9 protein-coding genes are annotated in these 21,715 nt (G+C 48.9%); all 9 read right to left on the bottom strand.

Annotated elements, in window-relative coordinates; all coding sequences use genetic code 11:
- Positions 1–158 precede the first annotated feature (158 nt).
- Positions 159–2,285, bottom strand: a complete 2,127-nt coding sequence (locus E5358_RS12440; protein ID WP_135940501.1) for an endo-1,4-beta-xylanase — start codon at positions 2,283–2,285, stop codon at positions 159–161.
- A 16-nt stretch (positions 2,286–2,301) separates the two neighbouring features.
- Positions 2,302–3,333, bottom strand: a complete 1,032-nt coding sequence (locus tag E5358_RS12435; RefSeq protein WP_338400503.1) for a DUF5627 domain-containing protein — start codon at positions 3,331–3,333, stop codon at positions 2,302–2,304.
- Positions 3,334–3,373: 40 nt separating this feature from the next.
- On the bottom strand, positions 3,374–5,176 hold the full coding sequence (locus tag E5358_RS12430) for a RagB/SusD family nutrient uptake outer membrane protein (protein WP_135940500.1): 1,803 nt from the start codon (positions 5,174–5,176) through the stop codon (positions 3,374–3,376).
- A 41-nt stretch (positions 5,177–5,217) separates the two neighbouring features.
- Complete coding sequence (locus tag E5358_RS12425; RefSeq protein WP_135940530.1) at positions 5,218–8,007, bottom strand: SusC/RagA family TonB-linked outer membrane protein; 2,790 nt, start codon at positions 8,005–8,007, stop codon at positions 5,218–5,220.
- 192 nt (positions 8,008–8,199) lie between these two features.
- Positions 8,200–10,149, bottom strand: coding sequence for a RagB/SusD family nutrient uptake outer membrane protein (locus E5358_RS12420; protein WP_135940499.1), 1,950 nt, complete (start codon positions 10,147–10,149; stop codon positions 8,200–8,202).
- A gap of 32 nt (positions 10,150–10,181) precedes the next feature.
- The gene (locus tag E5358_RS12415; protein ID WP_135940529.1) at positions 10,182–13,283 is read right to left on the bottom strand and encodes a SusC/RagA family TonB-linked outer membrane protein; all 3,102 of its coding nucleotides are present in this window, start codon (positions 13,281–13,283) and stop codon (positions 10,182–10,184) included.
- Between the two features lie 1,128 nt (positions 13,284–14,411).
- On the bottom strand, positions 14,412–18,443 hold the full coding sequence (locus E5358_RS12410) for a hybrid sensor histidine kinase/response regulator transcription factor (RefSeq protein ID WP_277821294.1): 4,032 nt from the start codon (positions 18,441–18,443) through the stop codon (positions 14,412–14,414).
- A 247-nt stretch (positions 18,444–18,690) separates the two neighbouring features.
- Positions 18,691–20,022 carry a sialate O-acetylesterase gene (locus tag E5358_RS12405; RefSeq protein ID WP_135940497.1) on the bottom strand — a complete coding sequence of 444 codons (1,332 nt, stop codon included), beginning with the start codon at positions 20,020–20,022 and terminating at the stop codon, positions 18,691–18,693.
- A gap of 133 nt (positions 20,023–20,155) precedes the next feature.
- Positions 20,156–21,715 (bottom strand): sialate O-acetylesterase (locus E5358_RS12400; RefSeq protein WP_135940496.1); only part of this gene is annotated, 1,560 nt, incomplete at its 5' end.

Below are 21,715 nucleotides of genomic sequence, written 5' to 3'. Positions count from 1 at the left end.
TGATAGTAGTTCTTTTTGATAAATAACTGTTGTAAATCATTTTCTATATTAAATCACGCTTGCAGCGAATCTGTTTTCAACAGTCTCTTTTTTATTATTTGAATATGAATCAACACCGCACCCGCCACGCCTCATGCGGCGGGCGCGGTGTTGATAATTTATTTTCCGCTCAGACCGTCAGCATAGCCTGCATAAGTATGCTTGCGGTGGTAATTGAGGTCCCATGCTCCGATAGGCTCACCAGGACGCCAGCCTGAGTTGGCAGGGCTGTCAGTCAAGCCCCATACGCAGATACCCCACTGCTGTTCGACAGGAATTATCTCAAGATACTTCTGTACAATCCACTTGTAGAACGCAGCCATCTTCATGTGCTGCTCCTCAGTGACGTTCTCGGTCTTGATACCCGTACCGAAGGCTTTCTCCACAACACCCATATCAAGTTCTGAGACACGGATGAGCTTGCCTGAAGCAGCAAGAATCCTGAACATGTTCTCGATGGAAGCCTCCTGCGCAGCCTGTTGCTGCTCGTCAAGGATGAGCGATACGTGCATCTGTGTGCCGATACCGTCAATCTTAGCTCCGGCAGCCTCCCATTTCCTTATCCAGTTGACCATACTCTTCACTTTCTTGTTGCCATCCCACCAAGACTCAAGATTGTAGTCATTGATGAACAGTTTCAACTCATCAGGGTTGCCACCAGATTCAGCGAAGTACTTGCGTGCCTTCTTCTCTGCGAGGACAACGAAGTCTATGTCACCAAGGATATCCTGCCAATAGAAATTGTCACCCTTCACACCGTTGTCGTCTGGATTGTCAGCATGCTGCAAAGCATAATTGCCCTCACCATCATCACTGGCACCTCCGATAGGCTCGTTGACGAGATCCCATGCCTTAACCCTGCCTTCTGTGGCATTCATCATACCCTTAATCCATTCGTCCATAGCTCCTGTAATGACTTCCTTCTTCTCCTCAGGAGTGAGAGGGATTGAGTTGGCTGACTTCTCGTAATAGACAGTATAGTCATCAATATAAATCTTGCCGTCATAAGCACCGACACTAAAAAGCAAACGTGTAGCACCTTCGCCATTACATGTTGCGCGGACAGTGACATCCTGCCAGTCGGTCGTCAATTTGACAGGCTGGAAATTACCACATCCTTTGTAGCCGTCAGGATTCTGCAGAACGGCATTAAAAGAGCCGTCCTTAGAGCCCTTGATTCGCATCTTGAGGAAATAGGTATTGCCATTCTCGTAAACATACCCTGTCTCACAGTTAACCTGCTTCTCCCAATCTGCTGCTGCGGTTGGGTTATCGATTATGAACACACCATTGTCCACAGAAAGTGAAAGTCCTGCACCCCAACCTCCGAGAGGCTTGCCGTCAGAGAAATCTGTAGAGAAGATTTCTACAGGGATTGTTATTGATTCTGCCTCCTTATGAGTAACCTTAATCCACTTGTAATCAACACTTGCAGGTGACGTTCCCGGCTGGAACACAACAAAACAGCTTGTCACAGGAGCAACAATCTTCACAGAATACTCTGCCCATTTTGTTCCGATATTCAGAGTCCCGCTATTAGCTGAGCTCCAATTTCCGAAATTAACATTCATGGAGATATCCTCAGATGCCTTTGCCATTACTGTGACTGTATATTCACGACCTTCCGTTGTCGGAATGTTGTCACCGGCAAAATACTGATACCAAGAGCCTGGGTTTGCAGTATGCATCACTCCGTCAGAAAACTCCGGCTCATATTCCATAACATAGAACGGGAACTTTGACAATGCAGAATAATCCAAATAATAATCCTCTATATCGATTCCTGCACCAGGATCAACTTCCAGTTCCTTATCAGCCATAAGCCCTGTAAGGTACTTGATATTCTGCTGTGAATGCCATACGAGAGTATGTCCGTAAGGGAGAAGACCTGCACCGACAGCATTGTCGGTGAAGTCTTTTACTGTAGAGAAATTCATTACACCCTTATCGTTCACCACTGATGCATATTTGAAGGCATTGCCTGTCACTACCTCATCGAAGTTGGAGACACCAAGAGCATAGACCTGTTGTTTCTGGTTGAACTCTGAAGCTGGGACTGCGCCCGCCAACTTGAAGTTGGGGTATTTTACGCGGTCCACGTATGTCTTCAGATGGTCATAACCGTTGAGATACTCATACGCTTCACCCTTGTTTGGGTTTGCGGTTGAGAACACCTCATATTTATCGTCTGCACATGACATCATTGTCATTGCTGCCAGTGCATATAATACATGTATCTTTTTCATACGTTTTCAGAGTTTCTTATTTTTTATAAACCGGGGAGAATGTGCCGACACCACTGCCACGACGCTGCCATACAAGAGTGTCCTCTGTTGCAACCTGTACACTGCCGAAATCCACAGTATAGTTCAGATACAGTCCGTCGCGGTCTTTATTGCCCCATGCCTTTATCTCTGCCTTGTCCTTATACTCACCATTACCGGTTGCAGTCACACCCTGTGTGTTGGAAGAGATTGTACACTTCTTGTCATCACTGAATGTAAGCAACAACTCACATTTATGGATTGTACCGTCAGAGAGTTTCACCTCAACAGGGCAAGTCACACTATTAAGAGACTTTGTCATTGTGGCATAGACCTCATCCTTCTCCACATTTTCCTTATGGCGGATGTTGGTTTTAGTCGTACCGTTCTCCTTAATGAAGTCTTTACCGCGACGAAGCCAATAAGCATGGTAAGGATTGATGTATTTCACGCAGTAGAGCACATAGTCCTGCGGCAGGACTTTCCATGCGGAAACATCTGTGCGTACCGGTGTGGAGCCTTCCACGAACGGAGTTCCGGCAAGAATGCGATTAGCACCAACCTGTTCGGTCATGCGCAAAGGTATCACGTATGATGCTGTCAAAGCCGCCGGGTCGGCAAAGAATTCGTCTGTGAACTGGACATTCACACGTCCCATAAACGAACCGCCGTAGTCAAGAGTATTTGTTGACAGTGAGTAGTAGCTCTGCGGCATTGGCTTCACCGGAGTAACGCCATCCTCGAAATAAAGTTTGTCACAAAGATTCTCGTCGACAGTGACGTTCACCTTGATGTCTCCGCCATTGTATGAGCCACCCATTGTAGAGATAATCTGGCATTTATGCTGATTGTCCATATCATTGAGTCCGCCCTCGTCATATCCAAGGATAAGGGTTCGCACAGGATACTGTTCTGCGAAATATACCGAAGTGCCGCCCTCATAGTCCGAAAATTTCTGGTCACCGTTCTCACAAGCAGCAAGCGAAAGCATCAGTGAGGCAAGTCCCATATATAAAATATTCTTTTTCATAAACATTTTTTTCTATTAGAGATTTTTCATTTACCACAACTTATTCCCAGCCCTTATTCTGTTCTAGAGCGTTCCATTTACGAATCTCAGAATAAGGAATCGGACCAAAGTACATATACTCCTTGTATTTGCGTTCTTCCACAGAAGGAAGGACAACATACTGCAGTTGCTCATTAGCCTTGCGCACCTCCATGCCACGTGCTGTTTCGTTAAGCTTGCTGAAAGGAACATCCCAACGGCGAAGGTCATAGAAGCGCTGATTCTCGAAGCAAAGCTCCAGACGGCGCTCGTTGCGGATAAGCTCTCTCATCTTGATTTGGTCGTTCTTGCACTCTTCAAGATAAGCGTCGCCATTGTCCAAACCGATACCAGCACGCTTGCGCAGAGCCTTCACTACGTCATAAGCCGAGTAGCCATGGCGCGTGTCCATAGGACCATAAGCCTCGTTGGCAGCCTCTGCAAATGCAAGGAACAACTCTGTATAGCGGATACGTGCGTCATAGTGGTACACCTTTGTTGAATTTGAAGGGTTAAGGTTCACGTCAGAACGAAGCATCTTACGGAGATAGTAGCCTGTACGTGTTGACTTTCCGTTCTCCTTGTTCACAACGTCACTGTTTTGACCGTAAGTACCTGTGATGATTTCCTTCTTCTCGGCACCGTACTCCTTCACACCATTATAAATGATATAAGCTGCGAAACGCGGGTCACGTCCTTCATAAGGATTCGCCTGGTCATAGCCGCCTCTGTTAGCTGCGTCATTGATAGGATAGCCATTCTTCATCGGGAAAGCATCAACAAGATTCTGGGTAGGGTTCACGAGACCGTTGCCATAAAGCGATGGTGCATAGTTTTCTTTCTCTATATCATTGCTTTCGCCTTTCGGACCACGCCAGATAATTTCCTTCGGGTCTTGTTCACGCTTCAGGGCATTCATCTCCTGTATATTGTCGTACCATGTCCATCCGTTGTCAGACATCCCTGACACGCCATCAATATGGTTCAGTACTGTCGCAGCTGCCTTGGCAGCATCCTCGTAAGTATAACCGGACTGCTGACTGTAAGCAGGGCTGGCAGCAAGCAGCAGAACCTGTGCACGGATAGCCTCAACGATTTTGCCGTTGACCTTTCCGGCAAGGTGACTGCCGAAAGCACGGTTGTATTCTCCCATGTCAGCACCGATGGCAGCATATTTTGCCGGCACCTGGCTATTGCTTTTTATGTCCTGGTCCTCATACTGAAGAAGTTCCAAAGCTCTGTCACAATCTTCAACTATGGCTTTCACACAATCACTAAACGGTGCGCGTGCTATGTTAAAGTCTGTGTTTGCATCCTGATATACCGGATGAATCTGCACACCCATCAGTGTACCGCCGGCAGTGTATCCGGAATGAGCACGGAGCAGATAGTACATGTTCAGTGCACGCAGTCCATAGCTCTCGCCAAGGAAATGGTCACGGAACATGATTCTCAATGACTCGGAGTCCGCCCATTTCACTTTGTCCGCATTCTCAATCATGATGTTGCAGTACTGTATTGCACTGTAACGGCTCTGCCATTGTGACAACGGGTCATTGTTTGACGCCCATGAACCTGTCGCCATACGGCTAAAGGAGTTTGTCGTCACATTGCTTACAGCATCATCCGTCGCCATGTCCGAACCAGGAGTACCGCTGTAAGGCAGGAGCATGTATGCATTTGCAATAACACCCTGTGCAAAAGTCGGCTCTTGATACATTGCATCAATGTCACGCTGATTTTCTATAGCAGGATCAAAAAGGTCGTCGCAAGCTGTCAGGCCAGGTAGCAGCAGTGCTGCTATGATTATATTTCTTATCTTCATTGCGAATTACAATTTATAGTTGATTCTATTATGATTTTCTCTTAGAATGTCATCTTCACACCCATGTTGTAGAATCTGGTCTGTGGTGCAGAGCCGACCTTCATCTCAAGTATCTTGCGCTCAGGAGCAATGGTCAGCAAGTTGCTGCCGCTGACATATGCGGAGATACCCTTAATCCATGTATTCTGGAACAGATTGCTTGCAAAATCGTAGGTCAGCTGGACTTTTGACAAATGCAGTGCGTCTGTGCTGTAAAGCCAATATGTTGACGTTGTGTTGTTGTTAGAGCCGTCGCCAGTTGTCAGACGAGGATAAGTGGCTGTTGCCGCTGTCTCTTCTGTCCAAGCTCCGCGGACAACCTCCGAATATTTGTTCTCACCAGCAATCCAGTAGTAAGAGCTGTTCTTTACACCTTTGGCGCCCCATCCGCCTGTTGCGAGGACAAACAGTGTGAACCCTTTCCATTTGGCAGACAAGTTGACACCTATAGTATAAGGAGAGCCGTACCATCCGCCCTTGCCGAGGAAAATCTGGTCTTTGCTGTCAATGATTCCGTCATCATTCTGGTCCTTGTACTTAAGGTCACCCTTCTTTACATTTCCACTCAATGCTGCCTGTGAAGGAGAGTCAAGCACATCCAACGGGCTTGTGAAGTAGCCGATGCACTCATATCCCCAGATAGCATCCAACGGCTTGCCCTCACGGTACTGGTAAGCATCCGAAAAAGAAGAGTCGTCACGCTTTGTAGCCTCTGTATTATAGTATGTGAAATTAGCTCCAGCCATGAATTCAACCTCGCCAAACTTCTCCTTATAATTCACTGAAATGTCAAAACCGTTACGTTTGTCATTGTCATAGTTGATATATGGAATGAACGATGCGTCCAGCCAGTATGTGAACATGTAGTTAGGGTACATGTTTGTAGGTCTGATAACCTTGCCATTGAGTGTACTTGTGAACCAGGAGAGGTCAGCAGTGAGCCTGTTGTCAAACATTGCCGCACGAAGATTCACGGAGAACTCCTTACGTTTCAGGAATGTGAGGTTCTCGTTAGCACCACGGTTGACTATTGCCGGATTAAGGCTGATGCCGTCGCGCCATCCCCACCATGCACTGTTGTTCTGTGTGTAAGAACCGGAATACATGTAGTACTCATCAATGCCGAGGTCAGTGTTCAACTGGCTAAGGCTGGCACTGAGCATAAGGTCGTTGAAAATGCTGCCCTCCATGAATTTCTCCTTCGCAATGTTCCACCCCAATGTCATTGAGGGTGACAAAGCCTCACGATGCCCCTCGGCAAGCTTTGCAGAATGGATTGCTGCCATACCGAATGTCGCGAAATATTTCTTGGCATAGTCGTAAGACAGATTCAGACCAAGATTGGCATTACTTGTACGGTGGTACTGTCCTGAAACAGTCTGCTGATATCCGTTTGCAAGCAGCATGGCGCTCACGTTATGCACACCGCCGAATGTGCGTGCATAGTCAAAATGAGCATTGAAGTTGATTGTCTGTGTATCAGCAGAACCACTGATGTTCTGTTTGGCAGTCCTCTCGTCAAGACCATACTTTTCAAGTCCGACAATCACCTCCTTGCCACCATAGCTGCTCCATATCGGTGAATATGTCGCATAGTTATTGTTATACGATGTGGTGTACGATGTGGCGTAATCCACTGCAAACATTGTATGGAAAGACAATCCTTTCAGCACTTTGTCAAGACTGAAATCCAAACCGACATCAAATGTGAAGTTACGGCTTGTATACTTCGCATTGCCGGCAGCGTAATACCCTCCGAACACGTTTGTCATGTCATTCTGGGTACCGCCGAGGAAACAGCCATTGAAGATATTCTCGGAAGAGCCGAGCATTTCCCACACGGAAGCTGCGTTAGGGTCAATCAAGCTCATAGGAATGAGCGGAGCCACACGGTTAGGGCGGAAAGAAGCAGCTGCCTCCCAATAGTTGCCTCCATTTGCAGAGCGTGAGTCATAGAACGATGCTGTTGTGTTCACATAAGCAGAGATGTCATCATTGAGACGCATGTCCACATTGCCGCGTACATTCAGACGCTGTGCGAAATTGTCCGCAGCCTCTCCGAACTTGAAGTAGTCGCCGGAACGTTCATAACCAATGTTTGCATAATATGTCGCAAACTTTCCGCCTCCCTCAATCTCAGCAGTGGCGTTGGTAGTGTTCCTAACCTTGCCGATATATTCGCTGGAATAGAAATTCACATCCGGATAGCGGTAAGGATTGAGACCGCTGCCATGATTATAGATGTCAGTCGGAGTGTAAAGGTCACCAAGACCGTCATTCTTACGTGCCTGATTGTAATAGGTCATGTACTCTGCTGCGCTGAGATATTCAGGGAAGCTCTTTGCCACATCCCATCCTGTGTTTGCCCTCACACTGACACGCATGTCACCGCGCTGTCCGCGCTTTGTGGTGATAAGCACCACGCCATTCGCACCTTTGGAGCCATAGAGCACAACAGCCTGGGCACCTTTCATGAACGTGATGGTTTCAATCTCGTCAGTCTTCACATTGTTGGCACTGCGTGGCACACCGTCGACAAGAATCAGCGCGTCACTGTATCCCCACAACGAGGCACCGTTCCAGCCACTGACGTATCCCTGCATGTTGTCCATGCTGTAAGTGGTGAAGTTCTTCTTTGTCAGTTCCTTTACATCTACCACCGACACGCCGCCAAGCAGGTCGTCCTTTTCCACCTCGCGGAAAGCCACATGCACCTTATTGCCGTCAGCATCGGCAGTGGCAGCCTCTTCGCCGTTCTGTGCGTTGGTCAGTACCGGCGATGCGGCAAGCATTGCGCAGAGGAACGTTTTCGCTAAGCCAAATGAGCAGAGCGAAACCTTTTTCGGCTCTGCCATGGCGAGAAAAGGTCGGGTGGAACCCAGATATTTTGTATGTATATGTTTCATTGTTGTTTTGTTTTTATGATTAATGATTCGTCAAGCCTTTCGGGCTACTTTTTTCATTTATCATCTGCCATTAATGTGTTACCATCCCTCATTCTGTCCGAATTCCTCATAGATATTGACAACAGACTCCGGCAACGGCAGCCAATAATGCTTAATACTGTACCGGCGGGTGAGTATGGTCTCCTCTCTCCATCCTGTCACAGTAGCATCACGCGGGTCATTCGCCTCAAACCATGCTCTGTCAGTGCCGTTACGGTAAAATTCCTGTGAAGTTTTCGTGTTGTATGGCGCAACGGTAAGCAAGAGCCAACGCTGCAGGTCATTCCAGCGGAATCCCTCAAAGGCAAGCTCACAAGCACGTTCGCGGCGAACCTCATCCATGAACATCCTTGGATCGGCTGTGTACTTTTCATTGACATGTCCTACACCCACGCGGTCACGAAGCACATTGATGGCCTCCTCCGCAGTCTTTGCGAACTTATCTGATTTTGTCTTTGCTCCACCAACGGCAGCACATGCCTCTGCATACATCAGGTACAGGTCTGCCACGCGCATATACGGGAGGTTACAGTGGAGACTGTGTCCCCAGCCATAATAGTCGTCAAACTCATTGCACTGGTGAGGGACAAGTTTCTGGCAATAGTATCCGGTACGGCTGCCAAGGGCTATGTCACGTGTGGATCCACCGGTGTGCAGGTTGCAGTATTCCTCTTCCTTGCGCACATCTGTTGCCGGCACAGAGGAACTGATATACTTGAATCCGTCGAAGATGATGTCATGATAGAAGCGCGGGTCACGGTCCTTGAACGGCTGAGTCTCGTCGAACTTGGCATCAGGGTCATCAAGAGGCAGTCCGTTTGCCATTCCGTAAGCATAGTTTATATAGTTTGCCGTCGGAAGATGAATGACCTTATCGTGAGCCACAACGTTGTTAACCTTCGTGCCCCATGTCTTGGAGAAGTTCCAGTTTGACGTATTAGGCGACATAGAAGGGTTTCTGAGCATTGCCTCGGTAGAGCCCGGAACCTGCCAGTTCTGGTTCACTGTATAGAAGATGTCCGTATAGCATGACGGAGCTCCGGATGTACGCTCGTGATTATAGACATTGGAGTAGTCAAACTTTGCCAAAGCATAAGGAGTCTGTCCGCTTTCAATCAGTGCCAGAACTTCTCCAAGAGCATCTGCCGCACGCTGTGCATACTCCTTGTTGTAATCATAAGTATGTGCACCGTCAGTTGACGCACCGTTCTCCATCAGTGGTGATGATGCCCACAGCAGGACTTTGCCGAGATAACCCAGTGCAGTAGCCTTTGTCAGACGCAAGCCGTTCTTTCCGAGAGTCTTCTGTCCTACGATTGTCTTATCCCAGTCATTAGGAAGGAGGTCGGCTGCCTTACGGAAGTCTGCTGCACATTTGTCTGCGCACTCTTGGAAAGAAAGTCTCGGATAGCGCATCATCTCCAATGGCCCGAGCGGCTTCTCTATGTATGGCAGTCCGCCAAAGAACTGCATCAGTTCCTCATACCACCATGCACGGAAGAAATAGAGCTGTCCGGCAATGATGTCCTTCTCCTCCTGACTGCCCACAAGTTTGTCAAGATTATCAAGTCCGAGGTTGGCCTTGCGTATGCAGTACCATGCACCCTGCCACAGAGGATGTCTTCCACGATGGTCGACATCGCCGGTAACCGTCGGGTCAAACCTGTCGCCGTCCCAGAGGAAAGACTGGTTGTTGGAGTACCAGTTGCGATAGTCTCCGTTGTCGAAATAACGTGTCACAAGACCGTCACCAAGACCGGCGTTCATGATTTCGTCATCGCCCCAGTTGAATGAAACACAGTAGTTGTGCTTCTCCTTGTCAGGCATTGTGTTGTAAATTTCCTCAATGAATCCCTGGAAGTTGTTGAAGTTCTTGAAGGATATGGCAGGGTCAAGCGTTGCCTGCTCGTCCTTCTCCAAATAGTCGGTACAGGAGCCGAAGGTCAGCGTCATTCCGAATATTATCGCATAAAAGATATTCTTTTTCATATATATGCTTTCTTTCTATTATTATATATGTATTAGAAATTCACACGCATGCCCAAGTTGACACGCTTGACCATAGGGTAAGCACCCTGTGAGCCCCATCCTGAGTAGTTGCTCTCACGGTCGTCAGGCAGACGTGACCACATCCAGAGATTATTACCGTTAAGATACACGCGGAGACCGTCAAGTCCGAGGTTCTTGACCCACTTCTGGCTGAATGTGTATGCTATTTCTGCATTCTTAAGTCGGATGAAGCTGCCGTCGTATAGGTAGCGTGTGCCACGTGCATATCCCTGCATGTTGTTTGTCCAACGTGAAGCAGGGACATCAGCCGTTGTCGCTTCTGCAGCCGACCACCATGTGCCCTGGTCGAACGCAACGTTCATCTTTCCTCCAAAATCTGTCAGGGTAACATCACGTGTCACGTTTGTCACACCATAGAACTGCACGAAGCAGCTGAAACCCTTATAGTCGAAACCAAGCGTGAGGTTGTAAGTGTTCTCGGGAGAACCGGTGTAACCGTAAGGAGCCTGGTCGTTAAGGTCCACCACGCCGTCACCGTTAAAGTCAACGATGTAATAGTCACCCGGCAGGCGCTGGTCGTTGCTGGTATCAAACTTTGGAGCACCGATAAGTTCATCGTAAGTGGTGATGAATCCCTTGTCAAGATATGTCTTTGTCTGCCCGATGGCATATCCCGCATTTTTGCGGTGTGCCTGTAGCATTGCAGCATCGTCATAAACAAGAATCTTGTTCCTGGCGTGAGTCATGTTGGCATCTGCCCAAAGGCGCATGCTGTTAGGGAACACCTTGTTGAACCGCAATGCTATCTCGTAGCCCTTTGACTCCACGGAGCCAAGGTTTGCCGGAACAGGAGTGGCTCCGAAATAGACAGGGACAGCACGTTGCGCACCACCGATGATGACATCGTCACGCTTGTCCTTGAAGATGTCCACACTGCCTCTGACAAGTCCCTCGAGGAAAGAGAAGTCGACACCGTAGTTCCATTTCTTCACTGTCTCCCAGTGGATGTCAGGGTTTCCGACAGATTTTTCCCTATAGAAATGATAAGGGCTTTCGCCACGTGTGACATCCAAAGACGTAGCCTTGTCGCTGAGATATTCCCACTGGTTCATGTACATCCAGCGTCCGTCATAGCTGTCGTCACCGATTTCACCATAGCTGACGCGGAACTTCAGCATGTCAACGTATTTCTTCAGCGGCTGCCAGAACTTCTCTTCTGAGACAGTATAGCCGACAGCTCCGGAGTTGAAGAATGCAAAGCGGTAGTCGCTTGAGAATTTCTCTGAACCGTTATAAGCACCATTGTACTCCGCAAAATAGCGTCCGCCGAAGTTGTAGGTCACACGGAAAGCCCAGTCCTCACGGCGGCGGGCTATCTCGCTGCCGGTGGCATACTCGTCACGTGCAAACACTCCCATCGCTGTAACGTCATGCTGTCCGAATTTGCGTGCATAGTTCAGCTGTGCCTGATATCTCAGTTTGCGAAGGGTGCTCCAATTCTGCACCTCACCGCCTTCAGTAGCCCATGTCACAGGCTGTACGAAATCAAATTTGTTGCTTTGCTCATAAGAAGACTTATGCTGCAGGATACCTGTTACCGGGTCGACCCAAGTGTGCTGCGCGTCATTGTTCATGTCGTTGACACCACGCTTCCACTCCTTGAAGTTATTATCCCAGGAAATCATGGCGTTTGCGCTCAAGCCCTTTGTGATGAAGTCAAGTTTCTGGTCAATGGTGAAGTCGGTGTTGATACGTGTGATTGTATTCTTGTTCACACCGCCGACAGAAATGATTTCCGCAGAGTTGGAAACATTCGTAGCCAACGGGTAATAGCCCCAGCCACCGTCACTGTAGACAGGAAGGAACACGTCCGGAGCTATATTGTACGCACCTGCCCACTGCTGCGCAACGCTCCAGTCAGAGGAACTGTTTGCGTTTGTGTTATTATACGGTGTCTTCTGCATGCCTGTGCTTCCTGCAAGGTTGACCTTGAAGACAGTGGTCTTGGTGATGTTGAAGTCAAGGTTGCTTCGTACGTTAAGGCGGTTGTAGGAGTAACCGCCGTCGTAGCCGCGGTTGTTAGGATAGACACGGAAAAGGTCGCCCTCGTTATGGAAGTCGACACTGGCAAAGTACTTGACAAACTTTGTGCCACCGCTGACATTTACGTTGGCATTGTAGGCCATGGCTGTACTCTTGAAGAGAGCGTCCTGCCAGTCAACGTTAGGATAACGCTCGTACTCCTCCAGAGTGCTCTGACCACGGAAATGGTTGATATAGCTCTGCGGGAGAATGTCCGTCCATGAGTCAGGAGTAGCGTTAAGCTCGTTGCCGATGGCTGTGTTACGGCGCATCATGGCATCGTATGCATCATATTTGTTAGGGAGCTTTGAGACAATCTTCATCGTTGCCTGCGCTGTGGCAGTAATTCTTGCACGGCCTTCCTCACCACGCTTTGTTGTCACAAGGATTACACCATTGGCGCCCTTGACACCGTAAACGGCTGTTGCGGAAGCATCCTTCAAGACAGAGATGGAGGCCACAGAGCTGATGTCCACAGAACTCATAGGACGCTCAACACCGTCGACAAGGACAAGTGGGGAGTTGTTGTTCCATGATGTTCCGCCACGGATGACAATCTGCGGCTCTTCTTCACCCGGCATGCCTGATGACTGTGTTGTCACCACGCCAGGAAGGTTACCTGTCAGTGCCGCACCGATGTCGGCAACGCCACCTGCACGCTCCAGGACTTTGCCCGTAGTCTGGGTGATGGCACCCACAACCGATGCTTTCTTCTGCTGTCCGAAACCTACGACAACTGCTTCCTCAAGCATGTTGACGTCGTCCTCAAGTGTAATTTCCAGAGGTTTACCCCCCCCTTTTGCCACTTTCACCTCTTTTGTCTTCATACCGACGTAAGAGACTACCAGGACAGATTTGTCACTGGGAACAGAAAGAGAGAAATTACCGTCGAAGTCTGTCACTGTCGCTGTCGTCGGCTGCTCTTTGACTGCCACTGTCGCGCCAATCAAACCTTCGCCTTTGACATCAACAACATGACCGTTCACCTTGATGCCCTGAGCCTGCACAACCAATGCCGTGCAGATGAGCATCATCGTGAAAGCTGCTCTTGCAAGTAACCGACTTCTGCCGCTTGTAAAAGCAAGAATTTCTTTTGCATTTTTCATCTGTTTGTTGTTTGTTAAAGTTAAATAGTTTTATCGAATAAAATTTAGTTCCAATGATGTGTTGGAAATCCCCGTTAGGTTTTATGGGCACAAATTTATACAATATTTAAGGAAGAGCCCTTATGCTATGTTACACATACATTGCCGCATGTTACATTTTGCGCAAAAGCCTTAAAACACGCGCTTTCTGCAAGATATTTGTTACATGCGGTATCATTGTTTTTATATAAACGTAGCATAAAAAGGCATGAAACAAAGTCTATAAAACAAACAATTCATGTTAAAAATGTAAAACTGACACTATTATTTCCACGCTTTCCACAATGCTGCAAAAGGAGGAATTGCCATGCCCGAAAAGGCATATCATAATGTGCAGCCGATTGAATCTTGCTGCAAAGTGTGGCGAAACCCGAAATGTACAATCAATTATCGAAAAACAAACGATCAGTCATTGTAAAAACAAATTATTACTGCCCAGTAAAATACAATGTATTGTTAATTGCGTACATTCTTTTCTCATCTATCTCTATGCGGAAACCGCGTCAGCGGTTTAATATAGTAGCCGTGGGTAGCAACCCACAGAACGTTGTAACACTCTGTGCACGACCGATTTATCGGTCGAATATTGTATGCAGCATTCCTATTTATTCGACCGATAAATCGGTCGGTTGTGTGGTCTTGTCTTACAATCCGTGGGTGCTACCCACGGCTACTTTATTGTCACCGCTAACGCGGTTCCAAAGGCAAGTCCGGTTTGAAGAACAACCTTATAATATGCTAATACACAACGGCTTTGTTGATTGGCATATTTTTTTACCGGACAGTAATAAAAACAAATTGCCAACCACCTCAAAACAAACGACTTAGAGCATAAAAACAAACGGTAACCTTTCGCAATACGAAAGGTTACCGTTGATGCAGTGAAATGATACCTTTTGCAATGTCAAGTGTCACCATTGGATTTTGCGCTGATTACCAATCACCATGCAGACATGACACACAGAATATGCAGACATGACACACGGATATGCAGACTGCCACCCGATGAGGAGATTATTTCTCCTGATGTTCAAGCATATACTGGCGCGGAGAAATGCCATACACCTTCTTGAACATTGTGGAGAAAGAGGTGGCGTTGCCGAATCCGCAGGCATACATGACGGTGGTGATGTTGCAGTTCTTCTGCGCCAGCAGGTGTGCAGCCTTCTTCAGGCGGATGTTGCGGATGAACTCCTGCGGGCTCTGTCCTGTCTGTTCCTTCATCTTTCGGTACAGATGCACACGGCTGAGACCTACCTCGGCGGCGAGACCTTCCACGCTCATGCTGTCGTTTGTCAGATTGGCATTGATGACTTTGACCACTCGTTCCATAAGCTGTTCATCGGCAGACTGCATCTTCACGTCGTCAATCTTCTTCTCGCTGATGTCTGTGTTGAACTTTGTCTGCAGCACCTTCCGCGTGTTGAGGAGATTGATGATAGTGTTCCTTAGCACATCAAGGTTGAACGGCTTCGTAAGATAAGCATCGACACCTGTGGAAAGTCCTGTGACCTTGTCCTCGTCACGCGTCTTTGCTGTGAGCATGATGACCGGGATATGGCGCAAATTGGCATCACCCTTAATGGCGGCGCACAGCTCCGTGCCGTCCATTTCAGGCATCATCACGTCGGTGATCAACAGCTGCGGGTCTTTCCTCTTCACCAGTGTGAGGGCTTCCTTGCCATTGTCGCACCCGATGATGTTGTAGCCGTCGCCAAGTTCCTGCGTCAAGAACCGGCGTATCTCATCGTCATCCTCGGCGATGACTATCGTCGGCAATTTGTCGGAGGATGCGGCATTTGGCTGCGGTTTCTCTGTTATTTCTTGAGACTCAGGTATTTCCTTATAGGGGAGGGTGATTTTTTCTTCGGTCATTTCCTCTTGGATGATGTCTTCAGGCTTTATATGCGTGCAACCCATAGGGATTGTAATGACAAACGTGCAGCCCTCACTGTCCACATTGTTATGCGCCGTAATCCTGCCTTCGTGCTGCTCTACAATGGCACGTGCGACATCAAGTCCGATGCCGGTGCCCGCCTTGCTGCCGTTGGAATCGGACGCCACCTGATAGAAACGCTCAAAGATTTTGTCCATCTCTGCCTCCGGAATCTTCTCGCCGTCATCCCAAACGCTGATGCGGCACTCCTTGTCGTCATGCTCCACATGGACGGCAATGTTACCTCCTGTCTTCGTGTACTTGAACGCATTGGACACGATGTTCATCAGAACAGTGTCAAAATGCTTGCGGTCAACCCACACCGGAATCATGTCGGCGTCGCTCTCGAACTTCACGGAGATGTCCTTCACCTTGGCGTGCTGCTCGAAAAAGCCCATCACATCCTTCACCAAAGCCACCATGTCCGTCTCGCGGAAGCGCATGACCATCATTCCTTTGTCGATCTTTCGGAGGTCCATCATCTGGTTGACAAGCCCGAGTATGCGGTCGACATTCCTGCGGATTGTCACCAGCATGTTGTGCTTGTAGGCGTCGTTCTCCTGCTTTATCAGCTGCTCCAGTGGGGAGACGATGAGCGTCATAGGGGTGCGGATGTCATGACCGAGGTTTATGAAGAACTTGAGTTTCTGCTCTGTCAGTTCCTCAGCATGGATATGTTCCTGCAGGCGCAGCTCGTTCTTGTGGCGGCGTTGCAGCATGCGAATGTAGAAGATTGCCAAGGCAAAGACGAAAATGGCGTAGCACACCTTCGCCGTGGTAGAGAAATACCACACCGGGTGGACTCTTACCGTGAACTCCTTGATATCGGAAAGCGTGCCGTTGTTCTCGGCACGGATTTGGAAACGGTAGGTTCCGGGCTGGAAATTACGCAGTTCCACGGAGTTCTCCCCTCGTGGCAGGCATTCCCATTTGTTGTCGTTTATCTTGTAAAGGAACACCATTCCTTCCGGATTGTCGTACATCAGTGTGGAGAGGGATATGGTGAAACTGTTGTCGTCATAGTTGAGGTCGAAGCTCTCTGACTGGGATGCCATCTTTTTTGTTATGACATAGCTGCCGGACTTGTCACCGGGAGAGATTATCTTGTCGCCAAGGGAGAATGCGCTTATGAACACATCGGGCTTTACTTTCTTGCGCTTGATGTCGGCAGGATTGAACCATACGATGCCGTGTATTCCTCCGAAACAGAGAATATTGTTCCATGAACAGCTTACACGCTTGCTGAATTCATCGCCAAGAAGTCCGTCACCGGCATAGTAGTTCTCTATGTTCCAGGTGCCGGGCGTTATGCAACTCATGCCATGAAGCGTGCTTACCCATGCCCTGCCGCTTCTGTCAAACTGTATGGAGGCGGCATTGTTGTCAGCGAGGTTGTCACTGGAGGAGAGGAAGCGGACACTGTTGTCCTTTGAGAGTATGTGCACACCGTTTTCTGTACACACCCAGATTCTCCCAAGTTTGTCTTTAGCGATGTCAAATATTTCATCTGCTACGAACATCGAGTCTGTCCCGACAGTCCTTACCCACCGCTCCGACAAGAGGTCCATGCAGGAGAGTCCCGACGCGGTGCCAACATAAAGGTGTCTGCCGTCAGAGGAAAGGCACAACCTCTTGACATAGTTGTTGCACAATGTCTCGCCGTTGCCCTCCACAGTGCGGAATTCCCTGACCTTCTGTGTTTTCATGTCAAAGCATTTCAGTCCGTCACCAAGCGTTCCTATCCAAAGTTTCCCCTTGCCGTCCAAGAGTATATCAAAGACGGAATGTCCCCTGCCCATCGTGCATGGCAACTGATGGTAGGTTCCGGTGGTACGGTCTATCCATCCGGCACCGCGGACATAGGACGCCACCCACAGTCGTCCCGCCTCATCTTCTGTCATGGAAAGGACGGCAGGAGGCACCAACTTATTGTCGAAATGCTTCAAAAGTGCGCCGGAATGGTCGAGTTCGTAGATTCCTCCACCGTCAGTCGACACCCAGATATGTGAGTCTCTCGTGATGCAAACGGCAGCGACGGCAGCGTCACCGATAGTGTTGTATGGACCGTTGCACTGCCCTTGGTAGCGGAAAGGAGCAGCCTCCTTGCGGTGCATATACACACCTTTCTGGTACATGGCGCACCAGAAGTTTCCCTCACTGTCAAGAATCATAGACTTGATCTTCGCAAGATGAAGGTCAACGTCCTTGTTATATGCCTTCGAAATCTCTATGGCATCCGACAAAGGGTTGTATTTCACCACTCCCCTGCCATCTGTGCCCATGATGATGCTGCCGTCCGAGCCCTCCATCAATGTGTTAACACCAATCTGCGCCGTGCAACCGACACTGCGGAAGACCTTCTCCCGTGGCGTCATACGATAGATGCCGTTGCCCAAAGTGCTCACATATATATCGCCATTCTTTGCAACGAGAATATACGAGAGTGCTGTAGAACCGCCTCCTGCCATAAGATAGCGTTGCACCTTCCCACCCTTTGCAGCGTAGATTTCATTGGCTTCGGTGACCATCCACAACCGCCCGCCATTGTCCTCAGCGAAGGCTTTCACGCTGGCGATGCCACGCACAGAGGCGAAAAGCCGTGAGACTTTCCCGTCATTGCCGATGCGGAACACACCATGGGCGTCTGAGACTCCGCCATAGAGTGTGCCGTCCTTGGCGAGAAAAAGCTGTGTGATGTATTTGGAGACAGGTTCCCCCGTGGTATAAGCGGCGTTCACAAACTTTCCATCCTTTATATACTGCAGTCCGCGGCTTGTTCCCACATATATGCGCCCATTGGGCATCTGGTTGACGCAATTGACCTGGTTGGAGAGCAGGCTGCCGTCACTGCCGTCAGCTTTCAGTATGCGGAAGTCATAGCCATTATATATGTTCAGTCCGTTGCTCGTGGATATCCATATAAAGCCCCGCTTGTCCTGCATGACATGGTTGACCATTGCCGTGGACAGTTTGGAGTCGCCTCCACCAAAAAAGCGTCCTGTCTGTCCGGCAGCAGGAACAGCGCAGAGGAGCGTCATTGCAGCCAACAACGCAAAATATAGTTTTTGAAAAAGCACTTTTACAGGTAGTGTTATAGTCCGGTTCTTCATAGTCATCTCTATTAACAACTGCAAAAGTAACATTTTTCTTACAAAACACCAAACATTAATGTTAAAAAATCCTTTTTACCCCCCCCTTTTTTTCGTCAATGGTGCGCTCCTTAATCGGATTGCGGCACTTTATGGTTTCCTCTGTTGTATTGTTGCAGCTTTCCCTCTTGTGCCTATAATGACAAACAATGCCGTCGGCTGCCGCTTTACAGTACATGACTGTCCTCGGCTGCCGACGGCATTGCCACTAACGCCCAACGGAGTATGGGTCGGTGTTTGTCGCAAAAACCTGCTTGATTCTGACAGGCTTGCCTCCGTCGCTTTTGAAACCTATGCGGAAGATGCGTGCTGTGTTCAGAGCCTCAATGCCGGTCTGCTTGCCATCGGCAACAACAGGTTTCATCATGCCGTCAAGCTCAGCGACAATCAGTTTGCCATTCCCGAACTCACGGCTGTAGGACTGTGCCCAAAAATCCTTTGTGTCAGAGATGCGCAACATTGTTCCCGCTGTCTGCGGCTCTTGGAGTTCTGCGACAATGTATCTGTAGCCGGAGAGGTCGAGAGGCTTGTCGAACTCCCATCCGCCGAAGCCGTATTTCCCGGCGGTGAAGGTGTTTGTGGCGGCGTCAAAGGTGCCGGTCTCCCAAATGGAGGGGTTGAACTGTGAGAAAGAGAGCACGAGGTCATCCTTTCCCGGCTTTGGCTCCGGGACAAAAGGCTTCTCTTCCGAATAGTTCACGACAGGATTCTTTATGCCCATTCTGTCAAGCATCGCCACGGCATAGCGGCATCCGAGCACACGGTAAGCATGAGGGGTGAAATGCAGACCGTCACCTTTCTGCTCAAGATTCTTTGAGGAGACGACAGTAGCGGTAGGCACAGTTTCCGGCAGACAGTCAATGATGGAGTTCATTGAGCCACACACACCACCCATTTCCGTTGTCACAACCTCGCCGGCTATCAACGGCACGTTCTTGGCTTTAAGCCCCAAATCCTTCAGTATGTCCTCATAAACCTTCTTGACTTTGGCGGGCCACTGCGGATCGCCTGTGTTGGAGCAGCCCTGATGCAGAAGGATTCCTTTTATCACGCCGTCACACTGTGCTTTCTTCGCACACTCGATAAGGCGGTCATAAGGCTTGTTGTCGTATTGGGACATGAACCCGCGGAACCAGTCTGCTTCCTTTGTGACGGTTGCAGGGTCATAGTCCTTGTCAAGATGCTCTATCTTGCAGCCGCCGACAGCCACCATGACAACGCCGAGTGTCTCATCTGCCGGCATATTGTCAAGCATTGTCCTGCCAAACCAGTCAACAGGGGTCAGACCCGTGCCCTGACGCACCAATGGCGGAACGGCTGTGTACCACTCCCCTTTCGTGCGCTGTGGATAGCTAAAATCCGCAGCCGCCATCATCCGGAACCGTTCCGGAACTCCATTCCTGTCGACAGGCTCTATCTGGGCATTGCCTTCCATGTTCGACTGACCTATGCATAGATAGATGTGGAATTTCGGGTTCTGTGCGGAAGCTGCCAATGCCATCACTCCCGCAACCAGTGTCATAATTGCCTTGCGTAACATAATTTTTATTGTTGTTTGTTCAAATTGATTTCCTTCAAAGGATTGTGGCTCCGCCACAGCTTAATGGATATTTATATTCTATAAGTAGCTATTGTAGATTATTTCATTTCAACAGTTACTTAAGTGAGGCAAACTACCTAATGATTTTCTTGCCGTTCTTGATGAGAATGCCCTTTGCATTGTCAGCAACACGCTGACCGCCAAGATTATATACAGCAGAGTTCTTTGCTGTGTTCTCTGTGCCTACGGATGTGATGCCTGTTCCTGAATAATCCGGCTCTGTGTCGCGGAGATAGACAGCCTTTGCAGTATACGTTGAGCCTTGGATGATAGCACCATTTTCCTTCAGTTTCTCTGCCATCTCTGCCGTAAGCCGGAAATAGATTGCCTCACCTTTCTTGAAGTTGAAACCATAAGGAGTGGTGCCCTGAGACTTTTCCCAGTTGGAAACCATGATGCCGCCCCATCCTCCGCAAAGGATATTTCCGTCAGGGTCAGGGTCAGTTGTAAGGAACTGTGTAAGGACAATCTCAAACCACTGCCCTGCCTTAGCGTTGGCGAAAACCTCCTTGCGTATATTGATGGAAGTGTCTGTCCAATTGAGCTTCGTGCTGCCAAGCCAAAGGGCATCAGAGAAGTCTTTGCCACTCTCATCGGCAGTCCACGTCATCTTTTGGAAGACAACGCCGTCACCATTGAAGAAGATACCACCTTTCTTTATATTATCTATGTCAAAAGATGTGATACCGATGTTGAAAGCACGATAGTCGTCAATCTTTGCCACACTGTAGCTTCCTGACAATGCCGGCCACCCGTCTGTGTTGGCAAAAGCTGTAAATCCGGGATACGTATTAGAACTTGAAGGGTCCTGCTTTGCATAGACAGTGATGATGTCACCTACCTTCATGTCCTTGCACTGCTCTGCTGTAGCTGAGAACGAGCCGTTTGTTGTTGCCCAACCATTCAAAGCAACTTCATTGCCTGTCTTATCGACAAGCACTCCTGCCGGCAATTCCGGCTCTTCCGGCTTCTCGTCCTTGTAGTTTATTACCGGGTCTTTAACGCCCATAATGCTGAGCATTTCCGTTGCATATCGTGTGCCAAGCACGCGGTAAGCATGAGGAGTAAAGTGCAGTCCGTCGCCTTTCTGCTCAAGATTCTTTGAAGAAACGACATGTGCAGTAGGGACAGTCTCCGGCAAACGGTTAATAACTGTGTTCATGCCGCCACAAACGCCACCCATTTCCGTCCTTGCCAACTCACCGGCTATCAACGGCACATCTGCAGCGTTGAGACTTAAGTCCTTAAGGATGTCTTCGTAGATTTTCTTTACCTTTGCAGGCCATTGCTGGTCACCGTTGTTGGAGCAGCCCTGATGCAGAAGGATGCCCTTTATAACGCCGTCACGCTGCGCTTTCTTCGCGCACTCGATAAGGCAGTCATAGGGTTTGTTGTCATACTGAGCCATATAGGAGCGGAACCAGTCTGCCTCATTGACAACAGTGGAAGGGTCATAGTCCTTGGCAAGATGCTCTATCTTGCAGCCACCGACTGCTACCATGACAACACCAAGTTCCTCATCGGCAGCCATATTGTCAAGCATTGTCCTGCCAAACCAATCGGCAGGTGTCAGTCCGGTGCCCTGACGCACCAATGGCGGAACGGCTGTGTACCACTCCCCTTTCGTGCGCTG

This window comes from Palleniella muris (assembly GCF_004792655.1).
Lineage (GTDB): Bacteria > Bacteroidota > Bacteroidia > Bacteroidales > Bacteroidaceae > Prevotella > Prevotella muris_A.
Note: the sequence above shows the minus strand (reverse complement) of the source record. Positions and strands in the feature narration are given on the sequence as shown.

What these genes read in the sequence shown, in the direction of transcription:
- E5358_RS12430 (WP_135940500.1), bottom strand. Translation starts at nt 5,176, where the DNA reads ATGAAGATAAGAAATATAATCATAGCAGCACTGCTGCTACCTGGCCTG.
- E5358_RS12405 (WP_135940497.1), bottom strand. Translation starts at nt 20,022, where the DNA reads ATGTTACGCAAGGCAATTATGACACTGGTTGCGGGAGTGATGGCATTG.
- E5358_RS12425 (WP_135940530.1), bottom strand. Translation starts at nt 8,007, where the DNA reads ATGCTTGCCGCATCGCCGGTACTGACCAACGCACAGAACGGCGAAGAG.
- E5358_RS12435 (WP_338400503.1), bottom strand. Translation starts at nt 3,333, where the DNA reads ATGAAAAAGAATATTTTATATATGGGACTTGCCTCACTGATGCTTTCG.
- E5358_RS12440 (WP_135940501.1), bottom strand. Translation starts at nt 2,285, where the DNA reads ATGAAAAAGATACATGTATTATATGCACTGGCAGCAATGACAATGATG.
- E5358_RS12420 (WP_135940499.1), bottom strand. Translation starts at nt 10,149, where the DNA reads ATGAAAAAGAATATCTTTTATGCGATAATATTCGGAATGACGCTGACC.
- E5358_RS12415 (WP_135940529.1), bottom strand. Translation starts at nt 13,283, where the DNA reads ATGCTCATCTGCACGGCATTGGTTGTGCAGGCTCAGGGCATCAAGGTG.
- E5358_RS12410 (WP_277821294.1), bottom strand. Translation starts at nt 18,443, where the DNA reads ATGAAGAACCGGACTATAACACTACCTGTAAAAGTGCTTTTTCAAAAA.